This is a genomic window from Enterococcus sp. C63, assembly GCF_040887215.1.
In the GTDB taxonomy this organism is placed as follows: domain Bacteria; phylum Bacillota; class Bacilli; order Lactobacillales; family Enterococcaceae; genus Enterococcus_B; species Enterococcus_B hirae.
In genome coordinates, this window is record NZ_JBFOFI010000010.1 from 13,030 (window position 1) to 34,432 (window position 21,403).

At 36.0% G+C, this 21,403-nt stretch carries 22 protein-coding genes; all 22 read right to left on the reverse strand.

Annotation, left to right across the window (positions count from 1 at the left end):
* Positions 1-2: 2 nt before the first annotated feature.
* A complete protein-coding gene (locus AB3H90_RS13080; RefSeq protein WP_368016844.1) occupies positions 3-902 on the reverse strand; it encodes a nucleotidyl transferase AbiEii/AbiGii toxin family protein in 900 nt (299 codons plus the stop codon).
* Positions 903-914: 12 nt separating this feature from the next.
* The gene (locus tag AB3H90_RS13085; protein WP_002293530.1) at positions 915-1,511 is read right to left on the reverse strand and encodes a type IV toxin-antitoxin system AbiEi family antitoxin domain-containing protein; all 597 of its coding nucleotides are present in this window, start codon (positions 1,509-1,511) and stop codon (positions 915-917) included.
* An 80-nt stretch (positions 1,512-1,591) separates the two neighbouring features.
* On the reverse strand, positions 1,592-1,741 hold the full coding sequence (locus tag AB3H90_RS13090; RefSeq protein WP_002295632.1) for a hypothetical protein: 150 nt from the start codon (positions 1,739-1,741) through the stop codon (positions 1,592-1,594).
* A 15-nt stretch (positions 1,742-1,756) separates the two neighbouring features.
* Complete coding sequence (locus AB3H90_RS13095; RefSeq protein WP_368016845.1) at positions 1,757-3,961, reverse strand: DNA topoisomerase 3; 2,205 nt, start codon at positions 3,959-3,961, stop codon at positions 1,757-1,759.
* 10 nt (positions 3,962-3,971) lie between these two features.
* A complete protein-coding gene (locus AB3H90_RS13100; protein WP_081123788.1) occupies positions 3,972-5,432 on the reverse strand; it encodes a toprim domain-containing protein in 1,461 nt (486 codons plus the stop codon).
* 60 nt (positions 5,433-5,492) lie between these two features.
* Positions 5,493-7,865, reverse strand: coding sequence for a hypothetical protein (locus AB3H90_RS13105; RefSeq protein ID WP_368016846.1), 2,373 nt, complete (start codon positions 7,863-7,865; stop codon positions 5,493-5,495).
* Positions 7,866-7,877: 12 nt separating this feature from the next.
* Positions 7,878-8,072: a hypothetical protein gene (locus AB3H90_RS13110; RefSeq protein ID WP_081123807.1), complete on the reverse strand. Its 195-nt coding sequence runs from the start codon at positions 8,070-8,072 to the stop codon at positions 7,878-7,880.
* 146 nt (positions 8,073-8,218) lie between these two features.
* Positions 8,219-8,554: a hypothetical protein gene (locus AB3H90_RS13115; protein WP_081129321.1), complete on the reverse strand. Its 336-nt coding sequence runs from the start codon at positions 8,552-8,554 to the stop codon at positions 8,219-8,221.
* An 11-nt stretch (positions 8,555-8,565) separates the two neighbouring features.
* On the reverse strand, positions 8,566-10,158 hold the full coding sequence (mobP2, locus tag AB3H90_RS13120) for a MobP2 family relaxase (RefSeq protein ID WP_081129318.1): 1,593 nt from the start codon (positions 10,156-10,158) through the stop codon (positions 8,566-8,568).
* A gap of 18 nt (positions 10,159-10,176) precedes the next feature.
* The gene (locus AB3H90_RS13125) at positions 10,177-10,599 is read right to left on the reverse strand and encodes a hypothetical protein (RefSeq protein WP_081129316.1); all 423 of its coding nucleotides are present in this window, start codon (positions 10,597-10,599) and stop codon (positions 10,177-10,179) included.
* A gap of 1 nt (position 10,600) precedes the next feature.
* Positions 10,601-10,897 carry a hypothetical protein gene (locus AB3H90_RS13130; protein ID WP_368016847.1) on the reverse strand — a complete coding sequence of 99 codons (297 nt, stop codon included), beginning with the start codon at positions 10,895-10,897 and terminating at the stop codon, positions 10,601-10,603.
* A gap of 663 nt (positions 10,898-11,560) precedes the next feature.
* Entirely contained in the window at positions 11,561-12,874 is a 1,314-nt protein-coding gene (locus AB3H90_RS13135) for a PcfJ domain-containing protein (protein WP_368016848.1), read from the reverse strand.
* An 80-nt stretch (positions 12,875-12,954) separates the two neighbouring features.
* Positions 12,955-14,073, reverse strand: coding sequence for a hypothetical protein (locus AB3H90_RS13140; protein ID WP_368016849.1), 1,119 nt, complete (start codon positions 14,071-14,073; stop codon positions 12,955-12,957).
* Between the two features lie 19 nt (positions 14,074-14,092).
* Positions 14,093-14,323, reverse strand: a complete 231-nt coding sequence (locus AB3H90_RS13145) for a hypothetical protein (RefSeq protein WP_368016850.1) — start codon at positions 14,321-14,323, stop codon at positions 14,093-14,095.
* A gap of 22 nt (positions 14,324-14,345) precedes the next feature.
* Positions 14,346-15,152 carry a hypothetical protein gene (locus AB3H90_RS13150; RefSeq protein WP_368016851.1) on the reverse strand — a complete coding sequence of 269 codons (807 nt, stop codon included), beginning with the start codon at positions 15,150-15,152 and terminating at the stop codon, positions 14,346-14,348.
* Between the two features lie 10 nt (positions 15,153-15,162).
* On the reverse strand, positions 15,163-15,807 hold the full coding sequence (locus AB3H90_RS13155) for a hypothetical protein (protein ID WP_368016852.1): 645 nt from the start codon (positions 15,805-15,807) through the stop codon (positions 15,163-15,165).
* A 15-nt stretch (positions 15,808-15,822) separates the two neighbouring features.
* Positions 15,823-17,028, reverse strand: coding sequence for a glucosaminidase domain-containing protein (locus AB3H90_RS13160; protein ID WP_368016853.1), 1,206 nt, complete (start codon positions 17,026-17,028; stop codon positions 15,823-15,825).
* Positions 17,028-19,052: a VirB4 family type IV secretion system protein gene (locus tag AB3H90_RS13165; protein ID WP_081129564.1), complete on the reverse strand. Its 2,025-nt coding sequence runs from the start codon at positions 19,050-19,052 to the stop codon at positions 17,028-17,030. Before AB3H90_RS13165 ends, AB3H90_RS13160 begins: the two co-directional genes overlap by 1 nt.
* 169 nt (positions 19,053-19,221) lie before the next feature.
* Entirely contained in the window at positions 19,222-19,800 is a 579-nt protein-coding gene (locus AB3H90_RS13170; protein WP_081125710.1) for a hypothetical protein, read from the reverse strand.
* Positions 19,801-19,824: 24 nt separating this feature from the next.
* Positions 19,825-20,418 (reverse strand): hypothetical protein, encoded by a 594-nt coding sequence (locus AB3H90_RS13175; RefSeq protein ID WP_002319881.1) that lies wholly within the window; start codon positions 20,416-20,418, stop codon positions 19,825-19,827.
* Positions 20,419-20,751: a hypothetical protein gene (locus tag AB3H90_RS13180; protein WP_047927452.1), complete on the reverse strand. Its 333-nt coding sequence runs from the start codon at positions 20,749-20,751 to the stop codon at positions 20,419-20,421.
* Positions 20,752-20,828: 77 nt separating this feature from the next.
* Complete coding sequence (locus AB3H90_RS13185) at positions 20,829-21,356, reverse strand: hypothetical protein (protein ID WP_226062828.1); 528 nt, start codon at positions 21,354-21,356, stop codon at positions 20,829-20,831.
* Positions 21,357-21,403: the final 47 nt, after the last annotated feature.

Genomic DNA, 21,403 nt, shown 5'->3' on the forward strand with positions numbered 1-21,403 from the left:
TTTTATCTCTCCATTTCTCGATTCATCTGTTGGTGTCTTTGATAAGCTAGTTTTCGCTCTTTTTCTTCGACGTGAATCACTTTTTCCATCAAATTACTAATTGAATCCATTGTCTCTTCGTACGTGATCGACGCAGCATAAGGATTACTTTTTTGATATTTCTTCCAGGTATCTTTTAGTTCGTGACTATTTTTCAGTACATCCATATCCTTTTCGTAATAAATCTTCAGCGGATCAGTTTTCCCTCGACGTGAAAATGTATTTCTCACACTATCTTTCGAGGTTTTCTCATCGATCGTCTCCATTTTTGGAATAGTGTAGAGATCATAAAAATCTTTTCCTCTTGAATTATCTGTTAAAAAATCAAATGTTGCACTTAATTTTTCAGCAATAATTTGTTCTGTAGGATAGGATTCCAAAGGAATCGTTCGATCCTCAAACATCAATTTATGACTGTGAGTGATCGTCGCAGGATAGATCGAGTCACCTGTAGTAACATCTACCTTAAAATCTGGCCGCATGTTTTCCAAATGTGCCAGTACACGTAAGCTAAACCCTGGATAATAATCAGCTTCCCTCGTTTCTTTCATTCCTTGAATCTCAAATTGAATGCCTTCTTTCGTCGGCGTTGAAAAAATATCGTTTAGAACCGTTGTCAATGTTTCTTTGGTTACTTTCATTTCCCGTAAAGTCGTATCAATGTCTTTAGTTGTTCGATTTTCAATGCCATACTTTGAGCCAATTAAGAAGCCGCCTTTTAACACAAAATTTTCACGATAAGGAGACTCTGAGATTTTTTCCAAGAATTTTTCCATCATAAAATGTCTTAAAACAAGCTGCGGATCAACTTCTTTTTCTCTAGAAATATTCTTCACTTTTGCTTTTAATTGCGTAGGTGTCATGTGTATTCTCCTTTAATTTAAAGCCATAATATAAGAGCGCATCGTTTTATCTGTAGGCAAAATTCGTCGATACTCATTCAATTTTCTAAGATTTTTTCTGTCCGACTCCATGTAGTTTTTGATTGCTTTTACTTTGATTTCATCCTCAACGTTATACCAGGGATTCCAAATGTCACACAAGGTTCTTTCTGGATCATAAGCTATAACAGGATTCCCATAGCGACTCTTTATTTCGATCTTGCCTAATTCATACCATTCCGCTTTTGAATAGTGTAACTCAACCGCGAATTCCTTCAATCCTTTTTCAGAAACGTGATAACCGTAAGGTACGGTTAGATCGATCTGTCTAGGGATCATATCTGTTAAATCATACAAATCTAACGCGGTAATATGTGAAATAATGCCGCGTTCATATTTTTTTTGCGCCATAAACAATTCATCAGGAAATTGACCAGGTAAGGTGAAAAAACCTGGATACTCTCGATCCAGTTCCCCTCGATCTACCATACGTTTGATCGTTACAGGAGAAATGCCCGCTTTTTTGGCATCCTTCAAAGCCAACGTTCCATTAAATTCTTCTAGCAGCTTGTATACCATTGCTTTGGTCATTTTCTCCCTCCTTTGTATACGTATAAACTTATAAATATAGTATAACGTAAGTTTATACGTATACAATAGCCAGGAAGATTTTATCGATCTAATTCAATTTCTTTTTGAATCCGCTGCTGGTTCTTCAATTGCTGCAGTCTTCGTTTGCTGGCACGCATTTTTTCCTGTTCTGAACGAATTTTGGCTTTTTGATTTTCGATTTCTTGTTGTTTGTGTGTTGTATTACGCATAAAATTAACCCTCCATTATTTTGTAGTGCGTCGTGTTCTTTTCTTGAAGTTCGTTTTTTTCTTTTCAGAAAATTCAAAGCCTGTAGTGAAGTCTTCTTTTAAAACAATCATTGCTTCAAACGAACCCTTCTGTCCTTTTAACCCTTTCACTGGCTGGCTTGTTCGGCCATTTTGAATGAGTTCCTTCAGCTGTGTCGCTGTGAGTTTCTTTTTGGCAATCGTTGTCCATAATTTAAAATCACAGGCTTCAGACGTACAAGCTGCCACCTTTTGATAGAGTAAGACTTCTTGTTCCTGGCATTTTGGACAAATTCCTAAATGACGCGCGGCTTCTTGCTTTTCACTGGCTTCTTTCACTTCTTGTAACGTCGATCCAAAATCAGTGGATTGGATTTGTCCTGGGACGACTTCCAATAAGTGAGAGACAAATTTTTGGATATTGGTTAGAAAAGTGGTTTGTGTTCCTTTTCGTTCCCCAATCTTTAACAAGTAGCTTTCCCATTTGGCGGTCATTTCGGCGCTCGTAAGCAGCGGCTCTTTTTCCACGGCTTGGCAAAGCAAAATCCCTTTATTCGTCACCACGAGCTTATTTTTCTCTACCTTGATATATTCCTTTTGTTTCAAGGTTTCAATAATATTCGCCCGTGTCGCTTCTGTACCGATTCCTTCTACTTCTTTCAATATGGATTGTGCTTCTTCGCTATCAACGGTTTTCCCAGCTGTTTTCATCGCAGTGACCAACGTACCTTCGGTATAAGGTTTTGGTGGCTTGGTTTCTTTTTCAAGGACTTGTAGATCTACCGTCACCGTTTCTCCTTTTGTCACTTTAGGAAGTAGCGGTTCTTCTTCTTTCTCTTTTCCGTCGCTCTCTTTGCCAAATAACTTCTTCCAACCTAGATCTACCGGCACTTTTCCGATTGCTTTTAACTGAAGATGCTGAACCTGCGTCAAGATTGTTGTTTCTTCATAGGTATACTTTTCCGCAAACATGGCCACCGTTGTTTTTAACACTTGTTCATAAATGGCCTGCTGCAGTGGACTTAGTTGTTCAAAAGCCGCTGCTGTCATAACCGTTTTTGTAGGAATGATCGCGTAATGTTCCTGGACTTTCTTATTATTCACATACCGACTATTCGGTGTATGAGTAGGAGTCGGAATCGCTTCGGCTTTTAAAAAATGCTTGTATTCGTCTAAGTGATCCAACAGATACGCATATTCCCCTTCCGTAATATAAGGGGTATCCGTTCGCGGATAGCTTAGATATTTTCCTTCATACAACCCTTGCATGGCTTCCAAAGTATCTTTGGCACTAGCTTTCATGAGTTGATTCATTTTAGACTGAAGGCTCGATAAAGAAAAAAGACGTGGGCTAGCCGCACTTTTTTTCTCTGTTTCGACTTGAAGGATCGTACCTGGCTGTTTTCCTAATTGAACACCTTTTTCTTTTAAATAGGCTTCAAATGCTTCTTGTGTCGCTTGGGTTTCATTTGGATCAAGCTTCGCATCAAATGCGCCATTTTGAGCGATTACTTGGGCTTTTCCTTCAAAATATGGTTCTTTTTGGAAGTTTCTAATCTTTTCCTGCAATTGATAAATCATATAGAGCGTTGGGGTTTGGACTCTACCTAAAGAAAAACTTCCTGGTATGCCTTTTTGCTGCAAGAGTAAACTATACAGTGGGCTACCGTTCATCCCAATTAACCAATCGGCGATCTGACGTGCTTGTGCTTCTTCAAATTTTGGATAGGTCTCTTCTGCGTCTCGTAACTGTTGGAATCCCTGATAAATGGCTTCTTTTTCTAAGGAGTTGATCCAAAGTCTTTTAAAGGTTTTTCCTTGATTGGCGCCTGCTTGTTGAATGATTGACCAGGCAATCAGCTCCCCTTCACGATCGCTATCAGTCGCGATCACAATCGTATCAGCTAACTGCAGCTGTCGTTTGACGACACTAAACTGCTTTTTCTTATCTTTAGGAACATGATAGTGGTATTGATTGGGGAAAATAGGCAAATGTTCTAATGCCCATTGTTTCCATTTTTCATCGTACATATCGGGCGAATCTAACTCGACTAAATGACCAAAACCATACGTGATCACAGTTTCTCCTGTAAACAATCGATCTTGGATCTCAAAATACCCATCTTTTCGGGTAGCTTTAGAAAAGCTATCGGCATAAGCCTTCGCTTGTGACGGTTTTTCTGCTAAAATGACGGTTTTCATAGTGACGACTTCACTCCCTTTCTTGTTGTCTGCCTTGTTGAAACAACATCGCACGTTTTTGCTTTCTGATTGCTTGTTGCTGGATCTCATGTTTCCAGTGATCATTCCAATCCTTTTTCACTTCAGACACAAATTCATGATCATGATTTTTATAGCCTTCAAAATAGTGTTTTGCCTTTAATGAAAATTGAATTTCTTCATTAATTTTCCCTTTTCCACGATAAAAACGATCAAAATTGTACGTTCCGTCAGACTTTTCACACGGCTTCAACTGCTGAGCGGCTTCTATACATTTCTCCTTCACATCAATGGTCTGAACTTTCTCTTTTGGTGCAAGCTTTTTGGCAAACACTCCATGGATTTCACCGAATGATACAATCTGGTTATTCTCCGTTAGATTGTTTTCGATTTTATGAATAGCCATAATCGCTTCTGGCGCAACGTTCATTTCTTTCCCTACTTCTTCGTAGATAGTTTGGTATTTTCTCGGTACTTGCCAATCATTGGGAAGATCAGGTTCAAAATATACCGCTTTTCCTGTAAATGGATTCGACACTCCCAGTCGGTGTACTTTATCCCAAAATATGTGTCCAGCTCGATCATTATCCACACAAATCTCGATCGATTCTGGAAATTCCTCTTTCGGCGCTAATTCCGTTACCGCTTCTCTAACATAGTGTCCCACTACTGCATCCTTCAGTCCGTCCATAGAAATAAGCCACGTGTCTTTGACTGTCTCACGATTTAAAGCAGCGTAACTCAATAAATCAATGGGACTCTCAAAAAATTTTAAATTTTTAGGAGAGCCAAGAAGAACATTAAATCCGTGATTAGGAGTAGGATTGATATCTATATGTTTGTACGTTCCCCGATCACCAAAACGTTCGTAATCAATAATCGTTCCTTGATAAGTTGCTCCTAATACTTGGTCTGTATGTCGGTCTTTCCAAGGAAAAACAATCGCATAGTCTAATCGATCGTCATGCACAATATAGTTTTTTCGTTCACTTCGTGGCTTCATTTCCAAGATCAACCCTTGTTGATCTCCATATTCAATCAACCATTCAGGAAATTTTCGTTGTTCTTTTAAGTAAGTTCGTCCTTTTTCTGTGAGTGGTTGATAATCCATTGGGTGGTGCTTGTACTCTTGTGTTTCAAAATGAAGATTTTCCACCCGTTCTACCTTGCTTTCGTCCTTTAAAATATAATCTAGCGCCGCTTTAAAACGTTGCTTTGGGTTTTGAATAGAATCGTCAATAAAAAACAATTGAGTCAATTCAATAATATCCCCACCAATTCCTTGACTGTTCCAATAAAATCGCTGTTTTCTTCGATCGAAAACAAAAGAATCATGGTCTTCTAAACGATAGTCTCGTCCTTTATTGACTACAGCCATTCCATTGTTTCGAGCAAAATCCACAATATCTATTTGCTTACATCGATCAATAAGACTCATTTTTTTCTCTGTCATTTTCAAACCTCCCAAAAGAAAAAAGACTATCCGTTTTTCAGATAGTCTTTTTTACTTGTTTTATACGCGTTCTTTTTGTGACAATTGTTGTTCATAATAGATTTCATTTTTTCGTTTGGCCACTTCTGACACTGTTTCAAGTGAAAATCGGAATGGATTTCCTAGCGCAAATTCTTCTGAAGGTAACGCCGTTTGAATCTCTTTTCCATAACTTTTTCCTTTTAAAATCACTTGATTATGCTGCGGATCTTCAATAAACGCCGCATCCTTCAAATGTAACGTTCGGCCCGTGTCTTCTTCCAGGACTTTCCCGTCTTTCTTGTCGATCCAAAGTGAGCCAACGGGCACAATATTCTTTTGTTCTGCCGTTTCTACAGTATTTTTATACTCCTGCTTCACTTCTGCTGGCTGGATCTCTGGTTCTCTTTCTCTGTATTGATTGATTTCATTAGAAATGGTTTGAATGAATTCATTTGCGACACGACTGACATCATTCATGATTTTCCCACGTTCCGCGGCTTCCTTATCATCCAAAGTTTGACCATTCTTCGTCCATGTGGCTATATAAGGAATAGCTTTCTCCGAGGTGTCCATCCCAAAATGCTTGCACACAATATAGGAGGTCATTTCTGCCTGTAGTTCTTTTGTTGCAGTATCTAATTCTGAAAATTTGTGCATTCTAGCATGGGCTAATTCGTGAATACTTGTGGCTAAATGCTGCGTAGGAGTATTTCGAGTATTCATGACGATTTCTTCTTCGCCAGTAAATTCGTTACGAACGTACGCCCCACGTGCTTGTCCTAATTCTCTTTGATAGACTTCACTTTCTGTCATATCTCGAATTTGAATTCCAATGTTTTTGGCTACCGCTTGAATCCCAACTTGAAGTTCTGTCTGCCCTGTTTGATCCAATTGAAAATCAAAGACGCGGTTCGGGAAGATTTTCGGATAGTCTTCAGGCTTCAATTGTGTTTGTGTGATATCAAACACTTTTTCAATCGTGTAGTAAGGTTTTTTGATCACTTCGATTTGACCACTTTCGATTCGTTTTTTATCTTCTGGTGTAGCCTCTGTTTCTCGAACAAAGCCACGTCCTTTCTCATAAAATCCTTTGACCGTTTTTCTGACAAAGATCTTGTTCCCTTGTTCCCCTTTTTTGATATAGATTCCTTCTTTTTTCAACGCGGCACGACCTAAACAAGCCGTTGCGCCTGGAAATTGTTCCTCGATCAATAATTGATTTCTAAAGGATCGTTCTGGAAAACGCGACATAAAGTTCAGAAGTTCTTTGACGTCTTCAGGTGAATGAGTATGCTTTTTCACCGCATCAAGCGCCTGTTGGGAAAGTGATTTGACTTCTTGCTTAATCTCTTCTGCCGTTCGTTTTTGATAACCCTTTTGTTTTGTTTTTGTCTCTTTAATCTCATTTTGTACTTTTGAAATAGGTTCATTTTTGACTGTTTGTTTTTGTTCCTTCTCAGGTACTTGTTCGCACAATCTAGCTAACTCTAAATAGATGGGGTGATTACTATTGACGCCATCCCCTAGATCCATTCGTATCTGATCGACTACTTCTCCATTCTTCACTTCTTCAAAATAGAATTTATAATAGCCTGCTTCTGCGGCGTATTGGTTATCCAGTGTTTTGAGTTGATCGATCAATTCTAGTGTTACGATCTCCCCACCATAACTTTTCAACCCTTTTGCTGGATCATTTTCGTTGAATTCTACTCGATAGAAATGATCGGTTTCTTTCTCCTTCAGAGAATCAGTTGGCGCAGCCTCTTCAAGTAATTCACGAACAGCTGCTTTTTCCTCTTCCGACGTGGCTTGGTATTTTTTAGATTCCTCAAATCCCCCGTTTTCATTGAGTTCTAAAGCGACTTTTCGATAGCCTTTCAGAAAATAGATAGTTGGATTCTTTTTCCATTGCGTCACTCGTCCGCTGTCAATGATCGCTTGTACTTCAGGAAGAATATTTTCTTTTCCTTTCTCTGATTTTTCTTTCAGCTGTTCTAATGTTTCCAATTTTCGTTGGTATTTTCGGATCGTGGCAGCTGAAAAAGTCGATTCATCTTTTTCAAAGCGTTCGATTTCTTCTTTGATTCTTGGAATATTTTCGATCGTCATATCCAGGCCACCGTACTTGTTATAACCCATTTCCTTTAGCTCTTCTTGTCTTTCAAGTTTTTCTACCTGTTTTTCTTGTTGCTTGATCTCTTCTCTCAGACTTTGGACTTTATTTTCGATTCGTTCTTGTTGCCTAAACCAAGAATGCCCGTTTCTCTTATCGTTCATTGGTTGACCGTGGGTCTTTCTTTGGTGTTCAAACATCTTTTCGATTTGTTCGTTTAATTCATTTTGCAATCGTACTAATTTTCTTTTGGATTTTCCCAAACGACTATTGTCTAGTGGTTCTTTTTCTTCTGCCATGTCCGTTTCCTCCTAAACAAATGGATAATCTTCTGCCGCATCGACGAACGTCTTCGTAGTCAGATTTAACGTTAAAATATCGCCACTTTGATACGCTTTTGCCGCTTTGTCTGTGACGACAAAAGCTCTGCCCGTTTGAATTTCTGTCACAAAAACGAGATTGTCTCTGCTTTTTTCCACAACAACTCCAATCGTTGAATGAACCATTTCTGCTTCCTCCCTTCTCTTTCTTTTGATATAATGTAATCGGAAATCGCACCACTCAATGAATTGGCGGAAAACAATTCATTGAAAAAAAGAGTCCTGGACAAATTATGTTCAGGACTCTTTTACTTCTTTTATTCACTTAACAACTAACATTCTGTGAGTGAAATAGACTCTTCAATGCTTTTACACGGGAAGTTATTGATCCCCTCTTCATTCATTTCCCAAGTAGTATAATAAGGCGCTAACTTGCCCTCATATTCTTGAATGATAAAATATTTTTCACCCTTCACATGATTACAACAATACACACCAGTAGCTGGGTACTCAACGACTAAAAATTGATTTGGATCAAACTGTTCGTTTCTCAACATTTCGCTTATCTGAAACAAATGCTCTTTTTCTAAACAATCAGGAAGTTGTTCGATTCGTTCTTCTTTTAGTGATCCTTCTATGACTTTCCATTGATCTAAATATTGTTTCATTTCTCTTCCTCCTATTGTCTTTCTTGTTCCATTTGGATTCTTCGCTGTTGCTCTTCATATGCTTTACTTGCGTGGTATTTTTCTTCATGTGCATTAATTGTTCGATTTAATTGACGCAAGCTTCGCTGCGTGACAACTCTTTGTTGGAATTGTTTCCTACGCTTCACGAATTCTTGGTAACTATACTTGTATTCATTTGTTGGCAACTGTTTGAGTGTTCGAAAGGATCGTTCATTGTAAATAGATTGCATCTGATTGACACTTTCTATTAATGGTTTTATTTGACTATCCTGTCTCTTCAGTTCTGTTAAAATCGCATTTCCTGTGCGCTTTTTCAAATCAAAGAGAGCGTTTTTCTCTGCATCCTTTGACTCTCTTTTGCTTTCTCCATAAAGACTTTTGGCTTCTCTTTTTAACGCTTTTGAAATCTGTATATATTCTTGATATTCAGGTTCTTTTGTTAAAACATATTTGGTTAGTTCATCGAGCTTTTCTCTTGTATATGGTGAAAGTTTAGTTCGATTTTCATTTCCATAATTCCATTCTGAACGTTTGTCGGGTAAGGTTTTATATACTTCAGTTAATAAGTTCATGGCGTGTCGATCGTAACGTGCTGGTTCTTTTACTACTTTTGTTAAGGTGTTACGCAAATCACTTTTTCGTGTCAATAAATTTCGTTTCTCCATACCGATCATTCGATTCTTTTCATAAGAGAAACGTTCTAACTCATGTACATAATTGGTTTTCATTGCATCTAATGTTGCTTGTCTTCTCTTCCCCTTCGGTACGATATAACTCACACCATTTTCAATCTCAATATACGGTTTACGCGTATTTTCTTTTTCAACAACTGCAAAATGAATATGGATATGCTTAGTGTTACGGTGAATCGTTGCCATCCAGTAACCTGTTTCATTCAATTGTTCTTTCTCGAATAATGTCTCCATCATTTTTCTTCCAGCTGCTTTCAAACCTTCTTCATCTAAGGTATCTGTTTTGGGATCGTACAAGCCCATTTTTTCAAGATACGAATTGTCGTGAGAGACAACATCTTGATAAATGATTGAGCCTTTTTGTTGCCCTTTTTGGAAGATTTGCTTGATCTCCTTCAGATCACTTCCTTTTACTTCGTCTGAAGATATAGAAAAAACTCCAGGAAGATTTCCTGAAGCTTTTTTATGGGGTTCTGTTTGATATTTTTTCATTGCTTGATTCAACCGTTGGTATTCTTTTTGTTCACTTTGCGTCAGTTCTTTCTTTTGTTCTAACGCATAGTGACGGGTCATATAAGAAAGATATTTGGTAAAATCTTGTTCCTCTAACTTGTCAAAATTGATTCCATGTTCCATCAACGATTGCGCTTCATTCGACGTTTCGCTGAATTCTTTATCCGTCTTACTCTCCGAAAAAGTTTCTCCTTCAGGAATATAGAAATCATTCAATGCACTTTTTATTCGTTGCAATTCTTGTTCTTCTTCTGGCGTACGTCGTTCCATTTCTTCCAATGCTTTTTCTCTTGTCATATAATCAATGTACGTTGAAAAAGATTTTTTATTGGGCAAGGTAAATTGACAAGTGAGAATAACTGCAGGTGATTGAGTCATTATTATTCTCCTTCATTTCTATCTTTTTAAAAACTGTGTTGGATCAAATGGATCTACTCTGGCATGAACAGATTCATTGATTGGTTTCTTGATCTTAGGAGAATATTTCTTCGTTTGATTTGTTTTTATTTTCCCTTCTACACGTTCTTTTGCTTCTTGATAAACAGTTGAATTTGTACCAATTAGTATTCCTGCATCTTTCAAATGAATATCTGCAAATTCTGCTATAATTTCAGTCATAGTAGATATTTCTTTGCTCATACTATTTAGTTTTGCTTGATTTGCATTTACTTTTTTCTCCATTTCTGGATCATAATTCATACATAAAAAGCGAACAGCTTCACTATAGTTTTTAACCTCTGCATGAGTAGAAATAATTTCATCCAATACATCGATATGTGTTTGGTGAAAGTAAATGTGTTTATCTATAACCTTTGCCATATCAAAGTTCACTTCCTCTATTTTGTTCAATCAAAATTTCTAAAATACGATTATTTTGCCTAACATACTCTTCTAATGTCTTTGTGTTGTAGCTTTGAATTTCTGAAAACTTTTCTAATAACTGGTCAAACTTTTCTTGTTTATATTCCATCAAAGGACGATCAAAATCATTTTCTATCAGTAATTTTAAATAGTCATTACGACTCCATTTATTTCCCGTACGGTTACTTAGTTCGTCACATCTTCTATCAATTTCTCTTACGATTTTCTCATCTACATTTCTTACTCTTACTTCCATATTAATTTCCCCCGTTTTAAAAGGATAGCGAAAAGGAGCCTATCCTTTTCGCTATCCTGCTTCTATCCTTTTACTATCCTTTACTATCCTTTTGCTATCCTATTTTTACTTATTTTGTTCCCACAATTAATTTAGAGAAACGTAATAGGCACAGACTATTGGAACACTTTTTTTAAAAGTGTTCCCACGTTTCCTTATGCTCTTTAAAAATTAAGGTTATTTGTGTATTTAGACAATAAAAAATCCTTCTAACTTTGTCGATTAGAAGGAAATATTTTGTCATATGAAAAATGAATTTAAGAAAAAGTGTATGCTATAATTGATACGCTGTCTTCCTGTTTGGTTGAAATCTTCAGCCAGAAAGGAGGAGTGTTAAATGTTTTATGTGCTTGATGTTTGTGTTAGAATCGTGGTTAATGTTTTCTCCCATCTCATTAACAAATGGTTAGATTCTAAACATGATAAAGACAGCTAGCCTGTTCATTATTCGGTTAATAGTGAATAAAGAAAAGAGCCTTACGCAGCTGCAACTGCTAGGGCTCTTTTTGAGTGTTAAATGTTTTATGTGTTTGCATCATCAGTATAGCATACACTTTTTTCACAGACAACTTTCTACATTTTTTCTTTTTTCAATCAAAATAAACTGATGTCTTATATAAACTTTTATTTGTACGGAATAGCCCTAACAACCTTTTTGATCTCATCAAGTTCTTGTTTATCTGGCAATGAATCGTATTTTCCATAGCACTGTACCACTTCATAATTGCCATACTTTCTTTTCTCTATTTCAACTGTATAACGATGCTTCTGCCGTTCATATTTCCAAATAGTTGAACCACCTCTTTGTATTTTTTCTAAGTAATTATATACACAATGGTGCATAGTTGATCCTTCCATAAAGAGTTCTTTATTTGTTTTAATCAAATTAAAGTGAGGATGATTTTGTAAATGTTTGACGAGCAATCTGTATTTACCATGTTGTTTCAATTTGAATGTCTTTAATCTTTTAGCTTGTTTCAAATTATATTCTTCAACAATTTGATTATGCTGTCTTAATAATCCTCGTTCTGTTTTAAAATTAAATTCTAATTTCTGATTTAAATAAAAACTCATGTCCATTAAATCAGATAGAATAATCGTTGCAAAACTTGGTAAAATACACATTTGAACATAGCTAATTAATAATACTTTTACAAATTCACGGCTGTTCTTCTTTACAAATCTAAATACTTCTGAGGGAAAAACATCATTGTTTTTTTGTTCCATCGCAGCCTCTATTTTTCTAAACTGTTTGCTTGTTACCCTTGTTCTTATCTTCATCAACGAATACGTATAACGTAAAGGATATTTATTTACTTTTTTAGTAAATCTTTTTGTTGGGTACTTCTTACACAATAACTCATATTTATTTTTTGCTTTTATAATTTCAACCCAAGTGAAAGGTAATGAATCTTTTTCTTTCATCATTTCTTTAATAAACGGATTGATTTTTTGAAAAATAGATTCACATGAACCATCCATGAATGTGAGGGGTCTCTCGTAGGATAATGTAATTTGTTTCTTCCCTCTTCGTTCTAGAATGGTTAATCCATTTGGTTCATCTTGTAAAAACAAATGTTGAAAATCATTATATCGGATATAAAATGGTCGTGACTCAAAATAAATAGAACGACCAATACTTTCAAATTTTAACTGAGTAAATTTGAGACTATCGTATTCTTCACCAGCACATATTAAAACTCCCTGATCATCTTCAATCAGTCGGCGGTTTCTTTGATAGGTGACTCTTACTAAATATTCTAAGTTTGTTGTTCCGTCAAATTTTATTTCTGAAATAGTTTCTTTATTTTTACTGATATAATTTTTGAATCGTCTTAAATGGGAAATGATTTTTGATTCTTTGGGATCAATGATTCTTCCTTCACGACAAATAAATGTCAAATAGTCGTATTCTTGTTCTATTTGGAATAATCCCATCAATTCATCATTATCTTCAATTGAAAATTGTTGAAAATGATGACTGATATCTTCAAATAAATGGTTCAAATTGATCGGATTCATTGAAGCTCATCTTCTTCCATAGAAAGCTTTTTAGATACTTCTAAAGCATCACTTTTCCAGCCAATGTATGGTTTGTTTTGTGGAATATTTTTTCCATCTAACGACAATTTTCCAAAGCCATATCTTAGACTTGCTTCGACTTCATAAAAATTGAAGACCTCTTTTCTTCGGTCAATTACTTTCCTCTCCTGGCTATCTTTTAATGTAGTTCTGATGCCCTTAACGGTAGCTTCATGGATACTCGTGTGAACAATATCTGTATTGATCAATTCGTCATATCTTCCAAAATCAACATAGTACTCATAACCAAGAAGTGTCGGAATCAGGTCAATCTCAATTTCTTTTTCAATTGAACGTTTAATAAGTTTCGTGGATACATACCCTACCAAAAAGAGAACAATACCCACTAGAAACAAATACATATGTCCATTTACAAAGTGAACAAATGTCATTAAAAAATTCTTCACTCCTTTTGTTGTTCTTCCAGCTTGTTCAATTTGTTTTATTAAAGTCGCTAGAATTGCATTTACAATAATCAAATCGAGTAGACTTTTGAAAAGTCGTCCTGCTGTTAATTTTTGCCTGGTAAATTGCATGGCTATTTGAGTGAAAATAGTAAATAGCATGACAAAAATCAACGTCATTAGCACTGTAAAAATGTCTGATGCTGCAATCCTATTGGGATCATTTAATAAGTAATAAGCCGTTCCAAATACTACAATCGAGTAAATGATTAAATCAAGTATAAAACGAGCCAAATAGCTACAAAGTTTACCTAATGGCCATAATTGTAGAATCCAAAATTCTTTTCGCTTGCTATTTCTTTTCAGAGGAAGCCAGGTGTGTTCAACCCAGTCGTCCGATTTCATTTCGATTTCTTCCCTAAACTCTTTCCTCTTATCTTGCCAATGAGAAGGCATGAATTCGCGGATTTCTAAACATAAAAAGATCAACATAATAAACGACAGTAGACTCATGAACCAATTAAATGATAAATCTTCATTGGTAAACCAAAGAAAAATTGTACCGACGATAACAGCTAAACCAAATAAAAAAGCAGCTATACCTAAGGTGATATAGCTGATCCATAAACATTTTTCATATACTTTTTTCACATAAAATCCTCCTGTGTTTTTATTTGCTATCAGCTGTAAAGTATTTTTTAGCAGCTATATATAGAGCTTCAAATGATCTGAATTTTAAGGTATCTAAACTCTTTCTACCATTCTTCAACTCAGATATTGTTGTGTTAGATAAATTTACTTCTTGACATATTTCTTTAGCTTTTACAACTTTGAGATAGGCTTTAATCAATACTTTCTGCTCAGTGAAAGTATCTTTGCCGACCAAGTTCGCTCGCTTCATTTCTTTTACTCCACCTATTCTTCTAAATATTTTCTTTTGTCATACGATCAATTTTTTCTTGAAGTTTTTGAATGATCTCTTCTTGATCTTTCATTTGCGTTTTCGATGTTTCAATTTCTTGCTGGTAACTATTAATCTTATTTTCAGTATTTTCCTGATCTTCTGCGACTTGATAAGACAATTGATCTTTTAGTTTCTTCACTAATTCTTCATTCAAATCAATGGTTGCTTGGAAGGATTCAATCTGTTTTTGTGCTGCTTTTTGTTCTTTTTTGTATCCTTTCACTTTGTAATTGATCGCATGTTGTTCATAATCTTCATCTTTCACTTGATCTTTAACCTTATCTTCGTGAACGTAATAAATCAGATCTTGTGGTTCTTGCATATCCACTTTTGGATCAATTTTTTCAGGAATAATGGTTAAACGCATGGCAATATATTCTTCTGGTACATGAGATAGCTTCACTGCAAAATAATCATCAGAAACTTTGATCACTTTGGCTTTTATTGCTTGATAATCCCCTTTAGCTGTCTTTACTTCTACGCGATAATTAAGATTAGCCAGTTCTTTTAATAAGCTTTGATCTTCATCGTCGATTGCAAATTCAAAAACTAATTGCTGGTTCGCTCCTTTTTCTTTTGAAACCATCGTCAGTTCCTTCGTGTTTAAAAATGCGTTCGTGCTTACCTCATCTGGTATGTCTACCTTCTTATGCGTATAAATCGGACTAGCAAGAATCAAAAAGCCGAGAATCATAAAGATCCCCAGCCATCTAAGATAACTTTTTCGTTTTTTAAAACGTTGTCTTGCTCCTTTTTTCTTACTCATTTTCTTCCTCCTAACGAGTGAAATAACTAAAGTCTGTGACTTTCCATTGACCATCTACTTGTTTTTCAGTGACAGTTAATCCACCTTTTATTTTTTGCGGTTTGACATCTTTGAATTGAGGATTACCGATTGTATAATCAACAAATACGACAAAATTTTGTTCCTCTTTTACACTGCTTGTTTGAGCGTAAGTTTGCACGTCACCTAATGTAAAGGAGTAACTTCCGTAATCATCATGTTGGTGATCATCGTCTGCAGGACTTAATTTGTCGATCACTTCTTGGGTTGCGACATCTTTTAGTTTTTCCGTTAATTCATTTCTGCTTAATGATTTATCAATGGCCAATTGACCGAACTCTTCTGCCGTCTTTCTTTGTGCTTCAGTTACTTCCTCTTTTGCTTTTGTGCCATCTTGTTGCTTCAACTGATCGATTTCTTGGTTTTTCTCATTGATGATTTGATTTAACTTGTCGATCTTCGCCTGTGCCTCAGAGGAATTTTTTTTGAGCTTCTCAGACGCGTTTTTAGCCACTTCTTCAATTTTAAAGGTATTTGTCTCTTGTTCTTCTTTCAGCTGCCAAAACAACGCGATATTGCCGATTAAACTAACGCTAATTGCAGCTGTTAAGACAATTTTTAAGGTTTTGTTTTCCATATTTTTTCTCCTAATTTATTTTTTGCTGCTATTCAAAAATGGTAATGGATCGATCCATGTACCATCATCTGTGAATGCGTGTCCTTGTGCTTGACGCCAATCCATTCGAGTGAAACCTAAATGCAAGTGTGCTGTATCTCGTATACCGATTACTTGACCAACTTTCACTTGATCTCCAACCTTCACACGAGAATTTCCTGTACTATTCGCAAATTCTTGATACACCATATTCAAACCGTCGTAATTAATCACGATCACACATGCACCTAAACCTGAAATACCAGGATTGCCAACGTATACGACTTTTCCTCCATGCACCGCATGAATTTCACTTCCTGGATGATCGACTGAACCAAAATCTAAGCCGTCATGGAAACCATTTGGTCGGAACTCTCCCCCTGGATTCGTTCCAAATAATTGACCACCACTAAAGGAACTTTTATCTAAACTGCTGCCAGGGAAAGGATTCGTCCATTCACCAGTAATTGTGCCATTGTTATTGCCACCTTCACCCCAATGTTTGATGGCGAATTCATCATATTCGGTTAATTTATTAGAAGTGATAATTGACATACACCCTGTATAATACGCACTATCTTCAGTAATTCCTGCAGCGGCATAACCACCTCGTCCTAAAATCAATAAGCTTGCGCCAGGGCTTTTATTTCCTACACAAGCATTGAAATTGGACTGTGTGGCAACCATAAAGCCATAAAAGGAGAACGTGGCTTTAGAATTAGGAAACTTCATATACCAGCCCCCTTCACTGCCACCAATTCCTCTTGGAGTTCCTTTAGGAAATAGACAACCATCGAACCACGTAAGCCCAAAATAATTGAGATCATTTCTTGCGGACGCCGATGTACCAAATGCTGATTCGTAACCGTATTGCGAAAGGATCACACTTGGTAATAATTTATATTTCACTGCTACTCCTACCGCATATTGCGCAATTTCATATGAAAATGGGCCTCTCCCTTTGATTTCTTTATAAATCGGTAAGCCTTCCGAATATTCTCCTGTAAAAGCTTCGCCGCCACTGCTTGAATCTGAATCCGAATTATCAATCGAACCCGCCGCAAGTATTAGAAAAAGGGTCACGAACACAGTAATCAAAATAGTAATCAAACCTGCAGAAGTACCAAACAACCACAAAAATAAGCGTCGCTTTGCACGACGCTTAACATACTGCTTGATTAAACTTTCATTTTGGTTTTCCATTATTTTCCTCCATCAAACAAATTTAATTGACGTTTGTTCGGACTAAAATGAACACGAATGGTTTCTTTTGAGCCAAAATTGATCACAGCGTCTCCTTGATTTTGTTGAGGAATGGATTCTAATTCTGAGTTCGTCATTGATTTACCAACTAATCCTTCTATATGACGTAAAATAGATTCATCCATACGCATAAAGATCTTCGTAGAAGAAAATTCAAAGACTTTCTTCAGTTTCGAGAAGTTATCAGAAGACATATTTTCTGGCACCATTTCTTGTGGGGATTGTGTAGCTAAAACAGTCATTGCTTCTACTTTACGCATTTCTCGTTGAAAGTTTGTGACATAATTTACCGTTTCAATAAAATCTGGATTAATCGCATTATGACACTCATCAATCATCGCCAAGAAGCGTTTGAAGTCTTGTTCTTCCATTTGTTTTTCTTTAATTAAGCGTCGTTGTCTTCGCCCTTGAATCAATGCCTGATTCCAAATCAACGTCATCGCCATGTACATTTGACATTGTTGTACCCCTCGATCTAAGCCTGTAATAGAGTCAATGTCAAAAAAGACCAACTGTTGTTGGTCAAGGTGTCGAATCGTACTATGACCATCAAAAATCATGCCATACGTCTCACATAAGGATTCTACGATGGATTCCATTTCTTCTTTTCGATTCTTTTTCTCTTGGGAAGCACCTGGTAATTCCAGTTGTCCTAAAAAGTCTAAAAATTCTTTGAACGTCGGATAAGCTTCTGGATCTTTCCCTGTGACTTGCGTCTCAGTATTTGAACGCGAATTTGAGGAAGTAAATCCGCGTGGTACTGTTCCATACTCTTCATAAAAACGATTTAAATAGGTCTTAAATTCTGCTTTCATCGTTCCTTTTAGCTGAGGACTCACTAGCTGTACCTGATAAACCACTTTGTCTAAGTGCGTTTGATAGGACGCTGCTTCATTGATCTTCAAATCTTTGACTGATACATCGTCATATAAACTGGATGCTTCATCATACGTTCGTGTGGCAAATATCTCTAAAGGATTGATCATTCCGTCAGATCCGTCTAAACGCACCATAATACCGTTATATTCCTTTAAGAAAGGAATAAAGTCTTTTCCCTTTTCAAAGCCCCAAATAAAGTCTCCTGCAGCTAAATGGGCTTCCGCGATCATTTTAAGAACGGTTGATTTACCAGCTCCCATCATTCCTAGAAGCAAGGTATTAGTAGACAACCGTACACTATTTTTATACGTCGCATTCCAGACAAATGGGCCGCCTGTCATGGTTTCCCCATATTGTGTACCTCCTGGATCTTTTAGCGTTTGGTGGTGGAACGGGAAACCTCCGCCAATGTTTAACGATGGTAATGATTGCCCTTTGATATTTCCGAACCATTCAGCTTGTTCATCGAACATGGTAAACATCGATTGCCAATCTCGTTTGGTTTTATGCAGATAGGTCACTGCACGATAATCCATCCCTTTTAAATTTTCAATCAGTTCCTGCGCTCTTTCATCTACTTCTTGAATCGTGTTTCCATAAACATGTACTCTCACTTTGACTTGCTTAGAAATTTCCCCATTAGAAGTCAATTTACGGGCATATTCCGCTAGTTCCAGGTATTCTTCTGCGCTTTTATTTCGGTCAGTCGCTTTTCGTTCGTTATCTGATCGATCATTTAATTCATCTAATGCGCGATTGATTTGATCAATCACTTTTTGCTTTTCATCTGTGCTAACATCTAGTGTGGCCACTGTATGAGGATTGTTCATGAGATTGGCCAACCAAAAAAGCGTTGGATTTTTTGTGTAGTGATAAACTGTCACACATCGTGAATAACCATTTCCATAGGTCACATACTCTTCATCGAAATTTAATCCACCTTGTGGCATCACTTGTTTTAAAAAATCTAAATCATACCCTTTGGATTTTAAAATTTCTATTTCCCGATTTCCTAGTTGCTTTAATGGATCAAGTACTTTTTGATCATTTTGTGGTGAAAAAGCTGTTTTAATCGCTTCTAACATGTACAATCACCTCTTCTTTTTTGATTCTCTACTTGGTTAAAAGAGTGCCCTTTTCCCAACTTACCCAGGCTTAACGTGTGAGGAAATTTTCTAGTGGTCTCTTCTTTCGGAACATCTTTTTCTAACCATATCAACGGATATTTCATTCTCTCTTCTCCATTCCTACTCATCATTCATATTGTTCATTAGATAAAGGATAGTATCTTTCAATTTTATATTCTTGGAATTCTCCATAATATATATCTACATATGCCTTCAGTCCTAACCAAAGACATTCTAGTAAAATCAAGATATTTTCAATCATTCCCTCAGACAACATTTCTTTTCCTTTATACCAAGGGTAAAAAATAATTCTCCGCTCTTCTGGTTGAATATTCAGTCCTAAAATATAGGTATTTGCGTATTCAAAATAGACCTTTCTTTTGTACGATGGTTCATTATTAGGAATTTCATAGTAGATTAGATTTTGCAAAAATAGCATTTTTTCCAGCGCTATTTTAGAGGTGTTAATATCTATTTGATCTGCAATCCTATTAAAATAAGCTGGACGTTTGTCTACGTAACCGATTGGTTTCAGATTTTTAATAATGTGAACGACTTTTAAATAAAGAGTCCTATCTTCCGTAGGGAGTTCGGTTGACATATAACATTTAGAATAGTATTCGCAAATATCTTTAGCTTGTTGTACTGTAACATTTACACCAATGTCAGATAATACTTTTTGTATTCGTTTATAATCTTGAATCATAGATTTAATCCCTCTTTAAATATTCTATTCGTCATTCATGTTATTCATTCGATAAAGAATCTTGATCAATTCTTTTTTGTAGAGTGGTTTTAACCCTAAAATGCCACTAGATCGCATTAACTGACGGTTTCTGGTTTGTAAATCCTTGATTGTCTTTCCTTCAATGACGAAAAAGAAGCTTAAGTCAGGACGTTCTTGTTCTGCTCGTTTCAATTCCTGGATTTCCTCTACTAATTTCTTTTCATATTTTCTTAATCGCTGTAGATTTCTTCCTAAGGATTGTTCCATACGATTCTTATCTAATAACTGCCGCTTTTGCACGATTTGTTCCGTTAGATCCGTCTCTGTGGTCAAACTAACTAACTTAATTGTTGGCACATACGTACGCATGACGGTGGTCAACTGATTCATTCGTTCTAGTTTCTCTTGTTCGTTTAATCCTTCCACGTCTGTAGAAACTACACGATAATAGCGTTGAAAATGATCTTCTTTAGTAACTAAGACTCCCTCTTCTGTACAGGATTTATAAGGAAATAAATCCAAGATCGATCGTTCTTCTGGTTTTCCAAACTGCAAAATGGATTTCTTATCAACTGAATTTTGTCCTTTGACTCGCATTTATTCATCCTCCTTATACGTACCATGATAATTTCTGTTGGGATCTAAGGCATGATAATGATTTTTATCCGTAAAAAAAATAGACTCGATAATCGCAAAAATCTGCCTTTGACCTGGATTATTATAGGAACGCCAAACAATCACTAAGCCTATCGCAAGCCATAATCCATAATTCAGAAGGGCAAAAAATAGTGGTAAATGGACAAGATTATTGACCATTTTTGCCCAAAAAAAGCAACCACCAAGTGTTAATAGATCGATAAAGAAAAATGCGAAAAACTTCCATTCTCCACTAAATCTTGGTGGATTTTTCATATGAATATATTTATCCATAATATAACCATACCCCTTATATTCTTTATTTTTAGAAACAAAAAACACTGTGATTTCTCACAGCGTTTTTCTAAATATTACAACTCTAATTCATTTCCTAAATCACGAGAACGATTTTTTCCTCGTCGTAATTGATAATTCAATTGACGATTTTCTTCTTTTAATTCAACAATTTTCTGTTCCAGATTTCTTTTCTTTTGAATTAAATCATAATTTTGTGCACGTAATTCTTCATTTTCCAAATGAACTCGTTGCATTTCATCGTTTAATCGATTTAAATTCTCCAATGATTCTTGTATCGTTTCTTGCCTAAAATTAAGTGAGCCAAGTTGACGATCTTTTTGTTGTCTTTGCTCTTTCAATTCTGACGATATTTGCTCAACAGAATGAAATAACTCCGTTAATTTTACTGTGAATGTGGGCATAGCATCTTTCAAATAAGTGAATCCTTCCGAAAGATGTCCAATAATACTTTGAGCATGTTCTTCTTGTTTTTTTAAAATAGACTGATGATCTTTTTGTAAACTCCCCGTATCTTTAAATCCTTTTATAGTCGCCGCAAAAATCGTTAGGATTGCTCCTAATGCAGTTATAAACGTAGCCATAAAAATATCCTCCACAATTTTCTCCTTTCCATTTTAACATAACTTGT

Excerpts from the sequence above, each read along its gene's own strand:
- mobP2 (WP_081129318.1), bottom strand. The coding sequence starts at position 10,158 with ATGACTCAATCACCTGCAGTTATTCTCACTTGTCAATTTACCTTGCCC.
- AB3H90_RS13130 (WP_368016847.1), bottom strand. The coding sequence starts at position 10,897 with ATGGAAGTAAGAGTAAGAAATGTAGATGAGAAAATCGTAAGAGAAATT.
- AB3H90_RS13170 (WP_081125710.1), bottom strand. The coding sequence starts at position 19,800 with ATGATTCAAGATTATAAACGAATACAAAAAGTATTATCTGACATTGGT.
- AB3H90_RS13155 (WP_368016852.1), bottom strand. The coding sequence starts at position 15,807 with ATGGAAAACAAAACCTTAAAAATTGTCTTAACAGCTGCAATTAGCGTT.
- AB3H90_RS13085 (WP_002293530.1), bottom strand. The coding sequence starts at position 1,511 with ATGACCAAAGCAATGGTATACAAGCTGCTAGAAGAATTTAATGGAACG.
- AB3H90_RS13135 (WP_368016848.1), bottom strand. The coding sequence starts at position 12,874 with ATGGGATTATTCCAAATAGAACAAGAATACGACTATTTGACATTTATT.
- AB3H90_RS13090 (WP_002295632.1), bottom strand. The coding sequence starts at position 1,741 with ATGCGTAATACAACACACAAACAACAAGAAATCGAAAATCAAAAAGCC.
- AB3H90_RS13160 (WP_368016853.1), bottom strand. The coding sequence starts at position 17,028 with ATGGAAAACCAAAATGAAAGTTTAATCAAGCAGTATGTTAAGCGTCGT.
- AB3H90_RS13165 (WP_081129564.1), bottom strand. The coding sequence starts at position 19,052 with ATGTTAGAAGCGATTAAAACAGCTTTTTCACCACAAAATGATCAAAAA.
- AB3H90_RS13115 (WP_081129321.1), bottom strand. The coding sequence starts at position 8,554 with ATGAAACAATATTTAGATCAATGGAAAGTCATAGAAGGATCACTAAAA.
- AB3H90_RS13095 (WP_368016845.1), bottom strand. The coding sequence starts at position 3,961 with ATGAAAACCGTCATTTTAGCAGAAAAACCGTCACAAGCGAAGGCTTAT.
- AB3H90_RS13105 (WP_368016846.1), bottom strand. The coding sequence starts at position 7,865 with ATGGCAGAAGAAAAAGAACCACTAGACAATAGTCGTTTGGGAAAATCC.
- AB3H90_RS13185 (WP_226062828.1), bottom strand. The coding sequence starts at position 21,356 with ATGGCTACGTTTATAACTGCATTAGGAGCAATCCTAACGATTTTTGCG.
- AB3H90_RS13125 (WP_081129316.1), bottom strand. The coding sequence starts at position 10,599 with ATGGCAAAGGTTATAGATAAACACATTTACTTTCACCAAACACATATC.
- AB3H90_RS13175 (WP_002319881.1), bottom strand. The coding sequence starts at position 20,418 with ATGCGAGTCAAAGGACAAAATTCAGTTGATAAGAAATCCATTTTGCAG.
- AB3H90_RS13110 (WP_081123807.1), bottom strand. The coding sequence starts at position 8,072 with ATGGTTCATTCAACGATTGGAGTTGTTGTGGAAAAAAGCAGAGACAAT.
- AB3H90_RS13180 (WP_047927452.1), bottom strand. The coding sequence starts at position 20,751 with ATGGATAAATATATTCATATGAAAAATCCACCAAGATTTAGTGGAGAA.
- AB3H90_RS13080 (WP_368016844.1), bottom strand. The coding sequence starts at position 902 with ATGACACCTACGCAATTAAAAGCAAAAGTGAAGAATATTTCTAGAGAA.
- AB3H90_RS13145 (WP_368016850.1), bottom strand. The coding sequence starts at position 14,323 with ATGAAGCGAGCGAACTTGGTCGGCAAAGATACTTTCACTGAGCAGAAA.
- AB3H90_RS13150 (WP_368016851.1), bottom strand. The coding sequence starts at position 15,152 with ATGAGTAAGAAAAAAGGAGCAAGACAACGTTTTAAAAAACGAAAAAGT.
- AB3H90_RS13100 (WP_081123788.1), bottom strand. The coding sequence starts at position 5,432 with ATGACAGAGAAAAAAATGAGTCTTATTGATCGATGTAAGCAAATAGAT.